A 15,017-nucleotide genomic window follows, 5' to 3' on the forward strand; every position below is an offset into this window, starting at 1 on the left:
TTTCCTCAGCTCTCGGCCAGAAGCTGGCCGACGTAGCGGGCCACGGCTCGCACCGCGGCGATGTTGCCTGGGTAGTCCATGCGGGTGGGGCCGACGACGCCCAGCCCACCCAGTGCGCGGTCGCCGGAGCCGTACCCGACCGAGACGAACGACGCACCCGTCAGCGCCTCGTGGGCGTTCTCCTCCCCGATCCGCACCAGCACGGTGCCCGCATCGACCTCGCTCATCAACCGCAGGACCACGACCTGTTCTTCCAGCGCCTCCAGCAGGGGTCGGACGCTGCCGGGGAAGTCCAGCGAGCCGCTGCGGGCGAGGTTGGCGGTGCCGCCGATGACCAGCCGGTCCTCGCCGGGCTCGACGAGGGTCTCCATAAGTGTGGCGCTGACCGTGCCGACCAGGCCGCGCAGGTGCGGCGGCGCCGTCTCCAGCAGGTCGGGCACCTTGGCGCCGGCGTCGGCGAGCTTGACGCCCACGAAGGCGGAGTTGAGCAGCGTGCGCAGCTCGGCGACCGCCTCGTGGTCGACCTCGAGCGGGGTCTCCACGACGCGCTGCTCCACCCGGCCGGTGTCGGTGATCAGCACCAGCAGCAGCCGGGCGGCCCCGACCGGGACCACCTCGAGATGGCGCACCGAGCTCCGCGCCAGGGTCGGGTACTGGACGACGGCGACCTGGCGGGTCAGCTGCGCCAGCAGCCGCACCGTGCGGCCGAGGACGTCGTGCAGGTCGACCGCGCCGTCGAGGAAGCGCTCGATCGCCCGGCGCTCGGCCACCGACAGCGGCTTGATCGCCGAGAGCCGGTCGACGAACAGGCGGTAGCCCTTGTCGGTCGGCACCCGCCCGGCGCTGGTGTGCGGCTGGGTGATGTAGCCCTGCTCCTCGAGCACGGCCATGTCGTTGCGGATGGTGGCCGGCGAGACGCCGAGATCGTGGCGCTCGACGAGGGCCTTGCTGCCCACCGGGTCGTTGGTTGAGACGAAGTCCTGGACGATCGCCCGCAAGACCTGCAGGCGGCGTTCCTCGTGCGCCACGGTGACACCTCCCCCTACCGGTCGACGCGCCCTTCGACGTCACTGCTGGGGCCTGGCACTCGCAGGGACCGAGTGCCAGGCCAGCATACGACCGGAGGCCCGTCCCGTCGCGCTCCTCGCCCCACCGGGCGCTCGGGCGAGGGAGCGGCGACCGCGAGGTGCGCCCGTTAGGGTGGGAACGGTCGGCGGCCCCAGGAAGGGGCGGGAGAGCGGAGGTCGTTCCCCTGATCTTCAAAGAGGTACGTGACGGCCGCCCGTATCCCGACCACGGCATGACGACCCGGGACTGGGCGATGATCCCGCCCCGCCAGGTCCGGCTCGACACGCTGACGACCACCAAGCGGGAGCTGGCGCTCGACGCACTGCTGGCCGACGACTCGACCTTCTACGGCGACCTCTTCCCGCACGCGGTGCTGTGGCACGGCGAGCTCTACCTCGAGGACGGCCTGCACCGGGCGCTGCGGGCGGCGCTGCAGCAGCGCAACGTCATCCACGTGCGGGTGCTCGACCTCGACGCGCTCATGCCCGTCGCCCACCCGGCCAGCGGGCCCACCACCGAGTCGCTGCCCGCCCAGCCGCCGGTGCCGGCGCCGCAGGAGCGCGGCCCCGAGCGCCGCTGACCTGGACGGCTCCCCGACCCCGAGGGGCGTCAGGGCACGGGCGGGGGGAAGGGGAACACCGAGAAGGCGTCGTCGAGCTGGTCGGGGCCGAGAGCGAGCCAGTGGGCCCGCAGGGCGGCCAGCCTCGCCTGCGGTAGCGGCGGGTTGTTCGTGTCCTGCACCGGCTGCGCCTCTGCATGGATGGCCCAGGCGAGACCCACGAACCGGTCGATGGCGTTCCACCGGTCCGCATCGATGCCCAGAAGGGTCATCGCCCTGAGGATGGCGTGCCACCGGTGGTAGCCGATGGGTGGGTTGGCCGGTCCCGAACTGTCCATCATGTGGACCTTCAGACCGTCCGGGCGCCGGTCGTCGAACAGGTCGCCGCAACCGAAGTGCTCGAAGGCGCTCTGCAGGCGGTCGAGATCGCCGGCGAAGTGCCGGTCCATGATCGCCAGCTGTTCCGCGGACAGGGTCCGCAGCCCCGGCTCGAGCGGCGTGACGTCCGCGAGGAAGGCACCGGGATAGGTGCCGGCATTCCGGGTGAACGTGAACCGACTGCGCACGTAGTCCACGCCGAGGAGGACGGTGTAGGCCTGGATGACCTGCGCCGGTGGCTGGAAGAGGAAGTGGTTGTCGTACTCGAACCAGAAGTCCGACGCCTGTTGCGCCTCGGGCGGCACGGCGACACCACCACCGCCGGTACCGGTGCCGCCGTCGGACGGGACGACACCACCGCCGTCGACGATCGCGTCCAGGGCGGCGACCGTCTGCCCGGACTGGTCGGTGGCGTAGCCGGTCGGCAGCACGCCGGCCAGTTCCCCGGCGACGGCCTGGGCCTCGAGCGCCATCCGGCGGAGGACGCGCACCGAGCCGGCGACGTCCCGGCCGGGTGCGTACCCCATGCTGAGCGGGTCGAAGGGCACGCCGACCCCTAGCGTGGCGAGGTGCTCGCCCAGCGGGTGCAGCGCGAGCAGCATGTGCTGCTTGGCCTGGGCGCTGATGGTCGGGTCCTGCGTGCGGTAGCCGAGGTCCAGCAGGCCCAGGACGAGCCAGTAGTGCAGGTCGCTCAGCCAGGCCAGCCGGCGGCGGGACCCGTCCTCCGGGATGGCGTTCGGGTGGGCCTCGAACGCGCTCGGGTTGGTCCCCAGGTCGACCGACGGATAAGCGGGGTCGCCCGGCGGGAGCGACCAGACGTCGGCGTGCCCGCCGAAGCCCGCGTGGGTGCCCAGGAAGACCGACTTGAAGAACCGGAAGTGGGCCTGCTCGCCCTCGCCCTTGATGGTGGCGAGCCGCTGCGGCCAGGCAGAGAGGTCGGCGACCCCGGGCACCGCGGCCGCGATGACCTCCTCGGTGACCTCGATGATCCTCGTGTAGAGGCTGCCGAGGTGGTTGGGCCGCACGTTCCCGAGCGCGGCCTGCAGCCGCGAGAGGAACTCCTGGGTCGCCGGGTCGGCGTTGCCCGGGTCGTCCGGGTCGAGGGCTGACGCCGGCGCCTCGGTGAAGACGTACTTGGCCAGGGTCTGCGGCGAGAGCGGCTCGAGGTTCAGCGCGAACGGGTAGATGTCCGGCTCGTACGGGAAGTCCTGACGGACGAGGTTCGGCGCGGCGCCGAGGTCCTGGAGCATCCGGTTCACCTGCTCCAGGTGCTGCATCTCCTGGATCGCCACACCCAGCAGGCTGTTCGGACTGGGGAATGCGGCGCCCCGGACCCCGGCATACGCGGGCTTGAGCGAGTAGGCCCCGTACAGGTACTGGACCAGCAGCGCGTGCTCGATCTCGGAGGCCTCGCGCAGCAGTCGGACCAGTTCCAGGTACGGGTCGGCGAAATCCCGGATGATCTCCTCGAGCGGGGCAGGCGCCTCCAGCGCCGTCCTCGCGCGCGGAGCGGACTCGGCGTCGATGCGACGAAGGCGCAGCATGAGGGCCTCCTGGGAAGGAGAAGCCCCGGCATCATCGGGGGACGCCGGTCATGGCGTCAATGGGTCCGAGACCGCGCCGGGCCGGATCTTTCGCGGCCCGGTTCGGGCTACAGCCAGCCCTTCTCCTCCGCGACCCGGGCCGCCTCGACGCGGGTCCGGGCGCCGGTCTTGCCGATCGCCGAGGACAGGTAGTTGCGCACCGTGCCCTCCGAGAGGAACAGCCGGCGGGCGATCTCGGCCACGGTGGCGCCGTCGGCGGCCTCCCGCAGGACGTCGGCCTCCCGCGCCGAGAGCGGCGTCGCCCCGATCGCCAGCGCCGCGGCGGCCAGCTCCCGGTCGATCACCCGCTCCCCCGCGACGACGGCGCGGATGGCGCGGGCCAGCTCCGCGACCGGGGCGTCCTTGACCAGGAAGCCGGCCGCGCCGACCTCCATGGCGCGGCGCAGGAACCCCGGCCGGCCGAACGTGGTAAGGACGACGGCGCGGCAGCCGGGCACCGCGGTGGCGAGCGCGCGGGCGGCCTCGATGCCGTCGCCGCCGGGCATCTCGATGTCGAGCAGTGCGACGTCGGGCCGGTGCTCCCGGGCGGCGGCCACCACGGCGTCCCCGCGGCCGACCTCGGCGACCACCTCCAGGTCGTCCTCCAGGTCCAGCAGCGCGCGCAGCGCCCCGCGCACCATCGACTGGTCCTCGGCGATGAGCACCCGGATCACGGCGCGGCCACCGTCGTCGGCACCGCCAGCGGGACCCGCGCGGACAGCCGGAAGCCGTGCCCGGGCGCGGCGCCGCACTCCAGCCGGCCGCCCAGGGCCTCGACCCGCTCGGTGAGCCCGGCCAGCCCGGCGCCCTCGCCGCCGGCGGGGCCGCGGCCGTCGTCGGTCACCGTCAGCGTGGCGCCGTCCTCGGTCTGCGTGAGCTCGACGGTGACCGAGCGCGCGCCGCTGTGCCGCAGCACGTTGGTGGTCGCCTCGCGCACCACCCACCCGAGGACCGCGTCGACGCTGCCCGGCAGCGGCGGCACGGCGGAGGGGGCGCGCAGGGCGATGCCGGCCGCCGACAGCGCCGACCGCGCCTCGGCCAGCGCCTGGGCGCAGCTGACCTGCCGGTAGCCGGAGACCGCGTCGCGGACCTCGGCCAGCGCGCGGCGGGCCGCCGCCTCGACGTCGGCCATCTCCTGCCGGGCGCGGGCGGGGTCGCGCTCGGCCAGCCGGCCGGCGAGCTCGCTCTTCAGCGCGATGAGCGACAGGCTGTGCCCCAGCAGGTCGTGCAGGTCGCGGGCGAAGCGCAGCCGCTCCTCGGCGACGGCGTTGCGGGCCAGCTCGTCGCGGGCCTCGACCAGCTCGGCGTTCATCGACACCAGCCGCCGGGTGCCCTGCAGCGCGAAGGCGGTGAGCAGGCAGATGACCGGCAGGATGAACAGCTCGCCGAGCAGACCGTCCGCCGCGACCACGCCCGCGCACACCCCGGCGGCGCCGAGCGCCGCGGGCACGACCCAGCGGGCCGGCAGCGCCGCCGCGGCGGCCGCCGACACGTAGATCATCAGGCCGGCCCACGACGGCCCCAGCCAGACGGCCAGCGCGACCCCGAGGACGGCGACCACCGCCAGCCGGCCGAGGACCGGCCCGCAGCCGCCGAACGCCCGGCGGAAGACGCCGAGGTAGACGACGGTGAACGCCAGCAGGCCGGCGGCGGCGACCACCCGGACGACGGCCGGCCGGGGCGTGCCGATCAGGTCGGCGACCGGGAAGGCCTGGAACAGCAGCCAGGGCACCGCCCAGCCGATCTGGTGCCAGCGCCCGAGTCGGTCCACGCCCCGGACGGTAGCCCCGCTCATCCGGAGACGGCGTGCAGCGGGCGGCGCCGTCCCACGATGGTGGCGAGCACCGCGAACAGGGCGGTGAACCCGAGCACGGCGAGCAGCGGGCTCACGCCCGGCGCGGACCCGGCGGCCACGTCGCGGCCCAGCTCGGCGTACCAGTACGAGGGCATGGCGTGCGCGACCGTCTGCAGCGCCTCCGGGAAGACCTGCACCGGCACCCACAGCCCGCCGAGCGTGGCCAGCACGACGCCGACGATGCCGATCGCGCCGCCGGCGGCCTTCTCGTCCAGCGCCAGGCCGATCAGCAGGCCGAGCGCGACGAAGGTGACCGATCCGGCCCAGAGCACCGCGACCAGCGCGACCCAGGTGCCCAGCGGCAGCTGCACGTCGTTGACGAACCGGCCGACCAGCGCGACGACGAGCAGGCTGGGCAGCGTCAGCAGCGCGCCGACCAGGACGTCGACGGTGAGCACCGACCACGGCGGCACCGGCATGATCCGCAGCTGGCGCAGCCAGCCCGACGCCCGGTCGAAGGAGAGCCGGATGGTCGCGCCCAGGGCGGCGCCGAGGGCGCCGTAGGCCATCATCGAGACCAGGAAGTTGCCGGCGTAGTCCTGGTACTGCGCCGCCGAGGCGGCCTGCCCGCCGAAGACCTTGGTGAAGAAGACCGTGAACAGCGCCGGCAGCAGCACGGTGAAGAGCAGGTACTGCCGGTTGCGGCCGACACGGCGCAGCTGGAAGAGCAGCAGGGCGGTCATCGGGCGGCTCCCGTCAGGGTGAGGACGGCCTCCTCGAGGCTGGCGCCGCGGACCTCCAGGTCGGGCAGCGGAACGCCGTCCGCGAGCAGCGCGCGCAGCGTGGCCTCGGGGTCGGTGGTGGTCAGGGCGACGGTGTCGCCGCGCCGCTCGGCGGCGGTGACGCCGGGCAGGTCGGCGAACCCGAAGCCGCCGGCGGCGGTGAAGGAGATGGTGCGGCCGGGGGCCCCGGCCTTGATCTGCGCCGCGGGGCCGTCGGCCACGATCCGCCCGCCGGCGAGGACGACCACGCGGTCGGCGACGGCGTCGGCCTCCTCCAGGTGGTGGGTGGCGAAGACGACGGTGTGCCCGCGCTCGGCCAGCCCGCGCATCGTCGTCCAGAAGGCGCGCCGTCCCTCGACGTCCATCGCCGACGTGGGCTCGTCGAGCAGCAGCAGCGGCGGGGCGCCGGCCAGCGCGAGGGCGAGCAGCACCCGCTGGCGCTGGCCGCCGGAGAGGGCGTCGGTCGCCCGGCCGAGCAGCCCGTCGATGCCCGCGGTGATCACGAGGTCGTCGAGCGGCCACGGGTTGGCGAAGGCGCGGCGGGCCAGGTCGAGCACCTCGCCCACGCGGGCCTCGCTGGGCAGCCCGCCGTGCTGAAGCATCGCGCCGACGCAGCCGGCGCGGATCGCGCCGGCCGGCGGGCGGCCGAGCACCCGGATCGTGCCGGTCGTCGGGCGCAGCAGGCCGAGGACGGCGTTGACGGTGGTGGACTTGCCGGCGCCGTTGGGGCCGAGCAGCGCGACCGTCTGCCCGCGCGGGATGGCGAGATCGACGCCGTCCACGGCGCGGGTCTCGCCGAAGCGGACGGACAGCCCCGAGACGTCGAGGGCGAGCGGGCTGGACACGCCCTCGAGCCTGGCCGAACCGGACCGTCCGGCGGCAGTGCGAGACGTCGCCGGTCCGGCGTGACAAGTGTCAAGCGGTGACGGGGAAGGTGCCCAGCTCGGCGATGTCGTAGCCGTCGGGGTAGCTGCGGACCTGCGGCAGGTCCCGGGCGAACCGCGGCGCGGTGCGCGGCGGGAGGAACCGGACCGCCCGGCCGCGGGCCTTCAGCCCGCCCCGGACCAGCGCCCGGAAGGCCGGGTTCGGGTGCGGGAAGTCGAACGCGTCGAGCAGCGGGTCGTCCATCAGCGCGTAGGACATCCGCCGCACCAGGGCCGGGGGCAGCTTGTCGTTCGGCGGGAAGGTGTTGAGCAGCTCCAGGGTGGCCTCGGCGACCCGGCGCCCGCCGTCGCTGTACGCGAAGTGCGCGCGTTCGTAGGCGTCGAGGTGCCGGGCGAACGCCTGCCAGGTCTCCGGGATGTCCCGGATGCCCATGTACCGGCCGAGCTCGCGGTAGTAGTTGGCCGAGGCGATCCGCTCGGTCTCGCTCATCCGGCGCCAGCCGTACTCGTCGAGCCACCGGATCGGCGTGACGACGAAGGTGCACAGCACGTAGCGCAGGTCGTCCTGGCCGACGTGGTGGAAGCCGTGCATCTGGTTCATCCGGCGCAGCGCCGTCCGCCCGTCGCCCTCGGTCGGCCCGTGCAGGAGGATCGCCTCGAGGAGCAGGACGGTGTCGTCGTAGCGCTTCTGCACCCGGTCGATCAGCTCGCGGGTGCTGGCCAGCAGGCTGCCGATGCTGGGCACTGCGTAGGTCCGGAACAGCGCGAACGACAGCGCCTGATTCATGTCCCAGGGGAACTCGTAGGCGCTGGTCAGCCAGTAGATCTCGCGGAAGTCCCGGACCGGGTCGAGCTGCTCGATCCGGTCGCGCACGGCGTAGCGGCGGCCCATGTCGGCAGTGCGTCAGTCGGTGAGGTCGCGGATCACCGCGTCGGCCAGCAGCCGCCCGCGATCGGTCAGGACGGCGCGGCCCGCGGCGTGCGGCCCGGGCTCCAGCAGGCCGTCGGCGAGGGCGGCCGCGGCGCGGGCGCGGCCGGTGGGCGACAGCGCGGTGAGCGGCAGTCCGTCGCGCAGCCGCAGCCGGAGCATGATCGCCTCCAGCGCGCGGTCGGCGTCGCCGAGCAGCTCGCTGTCCTGCGCCGGGCTCCCGCCCCGGGTCAGCCGCTCGGCGTAGGCGGCGGGGTGCTTGACGTTCCACCAGCGCAGCCCGCCGACGTGGCTGTGCGCGCCCGGCCCGACGCCCCACCAGTTCGCGTTGGCCCAGTACAGCTCGTTGTGCCGGCAGCGGGCCGCGTCCGACGTCGCCCAGTTGCTGACCTCGTACCACTCGAAGCCGGCCTTGCGCAGGGTCGCGTCGGCCTGCTCGTAGCGGTCGGCGAGGACGTCGTCGTCGGGCATCGGCAGCTCGCCGCGGCGGATCCGCCGGGCCAGCCGGGTGCCGTCCTCGACGATGAGCGCGTAGGCGGAGACGTGGTCCACCGGCGCGGCGAGGACGGCGTCGAGGCTCGCCGCCCAGTCCGCCTCGGTCTCGCCGGGCGTGCCGTAGATGAGGTCGAGGTTGACGTGCTCGAACCCGGCGGCGCGGGCCTCGGCGGCCGCCTCCACCGCGCGGCCGGGGGTGTGCCGCCGGTCCAGCACCGCGAGTACGTGCTCGGCCGCGGACTGCATGCCGAGGCTGACCCGGGTGAAGCCGCCCTCCCGCAGCCGCGCAAGGCTCTGCGGGGTCACCGTCTCCGGGTTGGCCTCGGTGGTCACCTCGACGCCGGCGGCGACCGGGAACAGCCGGCGGATCTCGGCGAGGACGGCGGCGAGGTCGTCGGCGGGCAGCAGTGTGGGCGTGCCGCCGCCGACGAAGACGGTCTCGACGGTCGGCAGGTCGGGGCCCAGGGCGGCCGCGGCCCGGCGCAGCTCGGCGATCGCCGTCCCCGCGTACTCGGCGCGGGTGGCGCCGGGGCCGAGCTCCTCGGAGGTGTAGGTGTTGAAGTCGCAGTAGCCGCAGCGGGTCGCGCAGAACGGGACGTGCACGTACAGCCCGAACGGCGTGGTGGCCAGGCCGTCGCGGGCGGCGTCCGGCAGCTCGAAGGTGTCCATCTGCTCCCAGTGTGCCTCTCCGGCAGGATCGGACGGCGTGAGTGACGACGAGGTCCTGAAGGTCACTGTCGAGCGCGGGGTGGCGACGCTGACGCTGGACTCCCCAGCCAACCGCAACGCGCTGTCCCGCGCGATGCGCGCGCGGCTGCGCTCGGCGCTGGCCGACGCGCTCGCCGACGACGCGGTGCGGGTGGTCGTCCTGGACCACACCGGCCGGGTGTTCTGCTCGGGCATGGACCTGTCCGAGGCCGCCGGCGGGGGCGCGCAGCAGCAGGGCGTGCGGGAGTTCCCGGAGATCCTGCAGGCCCTGTGGTCCTCGCCGAAGCCGGTGCTGGCCGCCGTCCGCGGCCCGGCGCGCGCCGGCGGGGTCGGCCTGCTGGCCGCGTGCGACGTCGTCGTGGCCGCCGCCTCGGCGACGTTCGCCTTCAGCGAGGTCCGGCTGGGCATCGTGCCGGCGGTGATCTCGGCGGTGGTGCTGCCGCGGATGCAGCCGCACGTCGCCCACCGGCTCATGCTCACCGGCGAGGTCTTCGACGCGGCGACCGCGGCGACCGGCGGGCTGGTCGACCTGGTCGCCCCCGACGACGACGTGTCCGGGGTGGTGGCCGGCCAGGTGACCGCGCTGGCCGCGGGCGCCCCGGCCGCGCTGGCCGAGACCAAGCGGCTGCTGCGCGCCGGCGCCCCGCCGCTGGCCTTCGACGACCTGCTGGAGCTCTCCGCCCGCTTCTTCGCCAGTGAGGAGGGGCAGGAGGGCATCGCCGCGTTCCGCGAGAAGCGCCCCGCCCGCTGGGTGCCCGCCGCCGACTGACCCTGTTCCCGGCACGCTTGTGCTCTGAGTGCCATCGCACTCAGAGCACAAGCATCGCAGCGGCACTGGTGCCGCACGGGAAAACCTGCGCACGCTGTCCACATGAGCCACCAGGCCGACAAGAACCGCTTCCGGCAGCTGCCCGAGCCGGTGCGGCCCGAGGACATGGTCGAGACGGTGGACGTGTCCGCCCGTCCCGAGCGGGACGAGGAGACCGAGGAGCGCGAGCGCCTCCTGCGCAGCGCCGGCGGCATCTGACCGGCGCTCAGCGCCAGCGGCGGTCCTCCACGTCCAGCTCGACCGTGACGGTGTCGCCCTCGTCGATCCCCTCGGCCCGGCGCACCGCGACCTTCAGCGGGACGACGTACGCGCCGTCCTTGGGGAACAGGGACGTCCCCCACTCGGTGCCGCCGATCCGGGCCCGGACCGGGATCATGCCCCAGCCGTAGGTCACCGCCGACGCGACCTCGTGCAGCCGGCCGCAGTCGTCCTCGGGCACGGTGACGAAGTAGAACGGGGCAGGCCCGCGCCAGTGCGAGACGTCGCCGCTGAACTGCAGGTCCATGGCGCGCACAGTACGGTCGGTTCCGAACGCACGGCGTCCGGAATGGCGGGGTGCGGTGCGCGCCGAGACGAGCCCGACGGCCCGGGCGCTGAGGGTCCTCGAGCTGATCCAGGGCCGGCCGGGGATCACCGCCGACGCGCTCGGCGTCTCGGCGCGCGCCGCCCGGCGGTACGTGGCCGTCCTGCGGGAGGCCGGCATCCCGATCGAGTCGGTGCGGGGGCCGTACGGCGGCTACCGCGCCGGCCGTGGGCTGCGGCTGCCGCCGCTGGTCTTCACGGCCGACGAGGCGCTCGGCCTGGTGATGGCCGTGCTCGACGGCCACCACGACGCCGCCGATCCGGTCGGCAGCGCGCTGGCGAAGATCCTGCAGGCGCTCCCGGCTCCGGTCGCCGCGCAGGCCGAGGCGGTCCGGCGGAGCACGGCACCCGCTCCGGACCGGGCCGCGGCCCGCCCCGACCCGGCACCACGAGCGCACTCGTGCAGGCCTGCTCGGAGCAGCGCCGGATTCGGCTGCGCTACCGCTCCGAGGCCGGGACGGAGTGGGACGCCGAGGTGGACCCGTGGGCGGTCGTCGTCCGCCACGGCCGCTGGTACCTGCTCTGCCACTCGCACGCGGCCGGGGCCGGGGCCGCCTACCGCGTCGACCGAGTGCGGAGCGTCGCGGTGCTCGACTCGCCCGCCGCCCCGCCGGCGGACCTCGACCCGGTCGCGCTGCTCCGGCGTGGTACGCCGAGCAGCTCGCGGCGCTGCCCGCGACGTACCGGATCGTGCGGTGCCCCGAGCTGCAGCAGGCCGCCCGCGTGGTCGGGCAGCGGCTGGTCAGGGCCGCCGAGGGCTGACCGGCCGCCACCCGGGCGGCGGGTCCTCGCCGACGCGGCCGTCCACCACCTCGCGCAGCAGGTCGGCGTGCCCCGTGTGCCGGCCGTACTCCTCGATCAGGTCGCAGAGCAGCCGGCGCAGGCTCGCGTGCCGGCCGTCGGGCGCGGCCAGGCGGACGGGTTGGTCGAGCCCGCCGCGATCGAGCGCGGCGGCCAGCCGCTTCCGGGACCGCTCGACCGCGTCGTCCCAGAGCGCGTACAGCTCGGCCGGCGGGACGTCGGCGACGAGAGTGGTCTCCCAGTCCGCCAGGTCCTCCCACGGCGGGCCCATCGGCTCGCCGGTCAGCCGCCGGGTGAAGATGTCGTCCTCCACCGCGGCGAGGTGCTTGAGCAGCCCGCCGAGGGTCAGGCTCGACGCGCCGACGCGGGCCTGCAGCCCGGCGGCCTCGAGGTCGTCGGCCTTCCAGCGGAAGGTGGTGCGCAGCCGGTCCAGCGCGCCGAGCAGGTGCTCGACCTCCGTGCCGGCGAGCGGCGGTTCCCAGGGCGTGTCGCTGTCGGTCATGGGCGGCACGCTAGGGCGCATTGCGGACGATCGGCGTCCGGTAGGTCAGCGCAGCCGCCGGCCGGCGTCCGGCAGCCGTTCGGTCACGCCACGGGCGTCGAGCCACTCCGCCAGGGGGACGGCGACGCGGCGGCTGGTGCCCCACGCCTGGCGGGCCTGGCTGAGCGTGAACGGCTGCGGCAGCGCGGCGAGGCGGGTCCGCGCCTCGGCGTCCACCCCCGGCGCGAGGTAGATCCCGTCGGCGATGCGCACCAGTTGCCCGCTGCGCACCGCGGCCGCCAGCTCCCGCGGGCCGAGCCCGGCGGCAGCGAGCTCGCCGGCCTCCGGGGCGGCGAACGGCTCCCGGGCCAGGCGGCCCCGGATCGCGTCGACCGCGCGCTGCACGTGCGCCGGAAGCCCGGCGTCGGCGGCGACCACACGCCCGTCGCGGAACGCCAGCGGCCGGCGGACGACGGCGGCCACCAGCTCGGCGTCGGGCAGCTCCAGCTGCCGGCGGACCACCTCGACCGGCGGGCCCGGCTCCAGCGGGTGCTGCCGCCGCCAGTCGGCCACCAGGGCGGGCAGCCGCGCGGCCAGCGCGTCCGGCAGGTGCCCGGCCAGCAGCCACGGGCCGATCCGGACCGCGTCCGCCGGCTCCGGCCAGCCCATCGCGGCGAAGTCGGCGGCCCGGACCACGCGCCGGCGGGCGAGGTCCTCCGCGGCGCCCGCCGTGCCCGGCGCCCGCGCGGCCAGCTCGTCGCCGCGCCGGCGGGCCGCACCGCGGCGGCGCAGCTCCGGCGGGTCGACGTCGCGCACGTCGGCGCCGAGCACGCGGCGCGTGCCGGGGTCGCGCAGCAGCACCCGGTCGCCGATCCGCAGCGGCAGCGGTGCGGCCAGCCGCAGCCGCAGCGCCGTGCCGCCGAGCGGGCGCAGCCGGGCGGCCACGGTCGCCGAGCCGACGTGCAGCACCGGTTCGGCGGGCAGCCGCTCCTCCGGCACCGCGTCGAGGGTCACGTCGACCAGCGCGGTGCGGCGGAACGCGCCGGGGGTCAGCAGCGCGTCCCCCCGGGAGAGCTCCTCGACCGCCACGCCGCGCAGGTTCAGCGCCACCCTGGCGGTCGCGGTGGCCCGCTGCACCGGCTCGCCCAGCGAGTGCACCCCGCGGACGGTGACCTCGCGGCCGGCCAGCTCCAGCCGGTCCCCCGGCGCCACGCCGCCCGCCGCCAGGGTGCCGGTGACGACGGTGCCCGCCCCGCGGATGGTGAACGCCCGGTCGATCCACAGCCGCACGGGCGCGGCGGGGTCCGGCGCCGGCAGCCCGGCGAGCAGGCCCTCCAGCGCGGCGGCCACCTCTGGGACTCCGGCTCCGGTGACCGCGCTGACCGCGACCCCGGGCACCTCCCCCATCGAGGTCTTCGCCAGCCGCTCGCGGGCGTCGGCCAGCACCGGCGCCGGGTCGGCGAGGTCGGCCTTGGTGACGGCGAGCAGCGCGTGCCGGACGCCGAGCGCGTCGAGGACGGCGACGTGCTCCGTGGTCTGCGCCGACCAGCCGTCGTCGGCGGCGACCACGACCAGCGCCGCGGGGACCGACCCGACGCCGGCGAGCATGTTGCCCAGGAAGCGTTCGTGGCCGGGGACGTCGACGATCGCGAGCCGGCGGCCCGACGGCAGCGTCGTCCAGGCGAAGCCGAGGTCGATGGTCAGCCCGCGGCGGCGCTCCTCCTCCCACCGGTCGGGATCCACACCGGTGAGCGCCCGCACCAGCGCGGACTTGCCGTGGTCGACGTGCCCCGCGGTGGCGATCACGTCCACCGGCGGGCCACCTCCAGCACCCCCGCGGCGAGCGCCTCGTCGTCCTCCGGGAGCAGGCTGCGCAGGTCGAGCAGGGTGCGCCCGGCCTCGACGTAGCCGACCACCGGCGGCCGGCCCCGCCGCAGCGGCTCGGCGAACTCCGGCGGCAGCGAGACGCCGGCGCTCGGCAGCGGCTGCTCGGGCGCCCCTCCCCCGCCGACCCGCGCCTCGGTGTCCACCACCCGGGCGTCGAGCCCGGCCGCGGCGAACCGCCCGGCCAGCGCGCGGGCGCGGGCGCGCAGGGTCCCGACGTCGGCGGCGAGCATCTCGCGCACCGGCGGCACCGGCCCGCGCAGCGTCGCCTCCAGCGCGGCGAGGGTGGTCTTGTCCACCCGCAGCGCCCGGTACAGCGGGTGCCGGCGCAGCCGCCGGACCAGATCTTCCTGGCCGAGGACCAGCCCGGCCTGCGGCCCGCCGAGCAGCTTGTCGCCGCTGGCCAGCACCAGGTCCGCGCCGGCGGCGAGGGTCGACTGCAGGTCCGGCTCGTCCGGCAGCACCGGATCGGGCGCGAGCAGCCCGGAGCCGACGTCGGCGACCAGCGGGACGCCGGTGCCGGCCAGCGCCGGGGCCAGCTCGGCGACCTCGACCGACCGGGTGAACCCGCGGACGACGAAGTTCGACGGGTGCACCTTGAGGACGGCGCCGGTGTCCGGACCGAGCGCGCCGGTGTAGTCGGCGAGCGTGACCCGGTTCGTCGTCCCGACCTCGCGCAGGCGGGCGCCGGTGCTGGCGAGCAGCTCGGGGATCCGGAAGCCGTCGCCGATCTCGACCAGCTCGCCGCGGGCCAGCACGAGCTCGCGGCCCTGGCCGAGGGCGGTCGCGACGAGGGCCAGCGCGGCCGCGCAGTTGTTGATCACGAGCGCCGCCTCGGCGGCGGGGACGGCGGCCAGCAGCGCCGCGAGCGCCCCCTCCCCGCGGGGCCCGCGGCGGCCGGTGGCAAGGTCGAGCTCGACGTCGGTGGTGCCGGCGGCCGCGGTCATCGCCGCGACCGCGGCCGGCGACAGCGGCGCCCGCCCCAGGTTGGTGTGCACGAGGACGCCGGTGGCGTTCAGGACCGGCCGCAGGCTGCCCGCGGTCGCCGGCAACGCGGCGAGGACGGCGGGCACGGCGTCGCCGGCCGGCAGCTCGCCGTCCCGGATGCGCTGCTGCACCCCCTGGACGGCGCTCTTGACCAGCGCACGGCCGAGCCGGTCGGCCGCGGCGGCCAGGGCCGGGTCGGCGAGCAGGGCGTCGGTGCGGGGCACCTGCCGGCGGGGGTCCGTGATCATCAGACCCGCAGCGTAGGCGCCCCGG

At 75.8% G+C, this 15,017-nt stretch carries 15 protein-coding genes and 2 pseudogenes; 5 read left to right on the forward strand and 12 right to left on the reverse strand.

The genetic code is table 11. From position 1 onward, the window contains the following. Nucleotides 1–5: 5 nt before the first annotated feature. Entirely contained in the window at nt 6–1,028 is a 1,023-nt protein-coding gene (gene hrcA / locus ACWIYF_RS20005) for a heat-inducible transcriptional repressor HrcA (protein WP_448624575.1), read from the reverse strand. Between the two features lie 158 nt (nt 1,029–1,186). Here hrcA and ACWIYF_RS20010 point away from each other — a divergent pair, with 158 nt between their 5' ends. Then, on the forward strand, nt 1,187–1,648 hold the full coding sequence (locus ACWIYF_RS20010) for a type II toxin-antitoxin system VapB family antitoxin (RefSeq protein ID WP_448624576.1): 462 nt from the start codon (nt 1,187–1,189) through the stop codon (nt 1,646–1,648). Nucleotides 1,649–1,677: 29 nt separating this feature from the next. Here the strand turns inward: ACWIYF_RS20010 and ACWIYF_RS20015 are convergent, their stop codons facing one another. The 7 genes from ACWIYF_RS20015 to hemW form a co-directional block, all read right to left on the reverse strand. Further along, on the reverse strand, nt 1,678–3,549 hold the full coding sequence (locus tag ACWIYF_RS20015; RefSeq protein ID WP_448624577.1) for a ferritin-like domain-containing protein: 1,872 nt from the start codon (nt 3,547–3,549) through the stop codon (nt 1,678–1,680). Between the two features lie 107 nt (nt 3,550–3,656). Next, entirely contained in the window at nt 3,657–4,262 is a 606-nt protein-coding gene (locus ACWIYF_RS20020) for a response regulator (RefSeq protein ID WP_448624578.1), read from the reverse strand. Further along, nucleotides 4,259–5,359: a sensor histidine kinase gene (locus tag ACWIYF_RS20025; RefSeq protein WP_448624579.1), complete on the reverse strand. Its 1,101-nt coding sequence runs from the start codon at nt 5,357–5,359 to the stop codon at nt 4,259–4,261. The genes ACWIYF_RS20020 and ACWIYF_RS20025 overlap by 4 nt, the downstream gene beginning before the upstream one ends. A 20-nt stretch (nt 5,360–5,379) precedes the next feature. Next, nucleotides 5,380–6,126: an ABC transporter permease gene (locus ACWIYF_RS20030; protein ID WP_448624580.1), complete on the reverse strand. Its 747-nt coding sequence runs from the start codon at nt 6,124–6,126 to the stop codon at nt 5,380–5,382. Further along, nucleotides 6,123–7,010 carry an ATP-binding cassette domain-containing protein gene (locus ACWIYF_RS20035; protein ID WP_448624581.1) on the reverse strand — a complete coding sequence of 296 codons (888 nt, stop codon included), beginning with the start codon at nt 7,008–7,010 and terminating at the stop codon, nt 6,123–6,125. The genes ACWIYF_RS20030 and ACWIYF_RS20035 overlap by 4 nt, the downstream gene beginning before the upstream one ends. Nucleotides 7,011–7,080: 70 nt before the next feature. Then, a complete protein-coding gene (locus ACWIYF_RS20040) occupies nt 7,081–7,941 on the reverse strand; it encodes an oxygenase MpaB family protein (protein WP_448624582.1) in 861 nt (286 codons plus the stop codon). A 12-nt stretch (nt 7,942–7,953) separates the two neighbouring features. Further along, the gene (gene hemW, locus ACWIYF_RS20045; RefSeq protein WP_448624583.1) at nt 7,954–9,141 is read right to left on the reverse strand and encodes a radical SAM family heme chaperone HemW; all 1,188 of its coding nucleotides are present in this window, start codon (nt 9,139–9,141) and stop codon (nt 7,954–7,956) included. Nucleotides 9,142–9,178: 37 nt separating this feature from the next. Between hemW and ACWIYF_RS20050 the strand changes: the two genes are divergently transcribed. Beyond that, nucleotides 9,179–9,949, forward strand: a complete 771-nt coding sequence (locus ACWIYF_RS20050) for an enoyl-CoA hydratase-related protein (RefSeq protein ID WP_448624584.1) — start codon at nt 9,179–9,181, stop codon at nt 9,947–9,949. Nucleotides 9,950–10,051: 102 nt separating this feature from the next. After that, complete coding sequence (locus ACWIYF_RS20055) at nt 10,052–10,207, forward strand: hypothetical protein (RefSeq protein ID WP_448624585.1); 156 nt, start codon at nt 10,052–10,054, stop codon at nt 10,205–10,207. Between the two features lie 7 nt (nt 10,208–10,214). Here the strand turns inward: ACWIYF_RS20055 and ACWIYF_RS20060 are convergent, their stop codons facing one another. Next, nucleotides 10,215–10,514, reverse strand: coding sequence for a DUF1905 domain-containing protein (locus ACWIYF_RS20060; protein ID WP_448624586.1), 300 nt, complete (start codon nt 10,512–10,514; stop codon nt 10,215–10,217). Here ACWIYF_RS20060 and ACWIYF_RS20065 point away from each other — a divergent pair. Together ACWIYF_RS20065 and ACWIYF_RS20070 are read left to right on the forward strand one after the other, a co-directional pair. Continuing rightward, nucleotides 10,513–10,740: pseudogene (locus ACWIYF_RS20065) on the forward strand (helix-turn-helix domain-containing protein); the annotation flags it as partial. The gene ACWIYF_RS20060 and the pseudogene ACWIYF_RS20065 overlap by 2 nt on opposite strands. Before the next feature lie 251 nt (nt 10,741–10,991). Next, nucleotides 10,992–11,168 (forward strand): annotated as a pseudogene (locus tag ACWIYF_RS20070) (WYL domain-containing protein); the annotation flags it as partial. A gap of 165 nt (nt 11,169–11,333) precedes the next feature. Here ACWIYF_RS20070 and ACWIYF_RS20075 read toward each other — a convergent pair. Genes ACWIYF_RS20075 through selA form a run of 3 tightly spaced genes read right to left on the reverse strand, consistent with a single transcriptional unit; the run spans nt 11,334 to nt 14,992 of the window. Beyond that, nucleotides 11,334–11,894 carry a mycothiol transferase gene (locus ACWIYF_RS20075; protein WP_448624587.1) on the reverse strand — a complete coding sequence of 187 codons (561 nt, stop codon included), beginning with the start codon at nt 11,892–11,894 and terminating at the stop codon, nt 11,334–11,336. 45 nt (nt 11,895–11,939) lie between these two features. After that, a complete protein-coding gene (selB, locus tag ACWIYF_RS20080) occupies nt 11,940–13,685 on the reverse strand; it encodes a selenocysteine-specific translation elongation factor (RefSeq protein ID WP_448624588.1) in 1,746 nt (581 codons plus the stop codon). Further along, nucleotides 13,676–14,992 carry an L-seryl-tRNA(Sec) selenium transferase gene (selA, locus tag ACWIYF_RS20085; protein ID WP_448624589.1) on the reverse strand — a complete coding sequence of 439 codons (1,317 nt, stop codon included), beginning with the start codon at nt 14,990–14,992 and terminating at the stop codon, nt 13,676–13,678. Before selA ends, selB begins: the two co-directional genes overlap by 10 nt. Between the last annotated feature and the right edge of the window lie 25 nt (nt 14,993–15,017).

The sequence above is a fragment of the Geodermatophilus sp. URMC 64 genome, assembly GCF_053502555.1.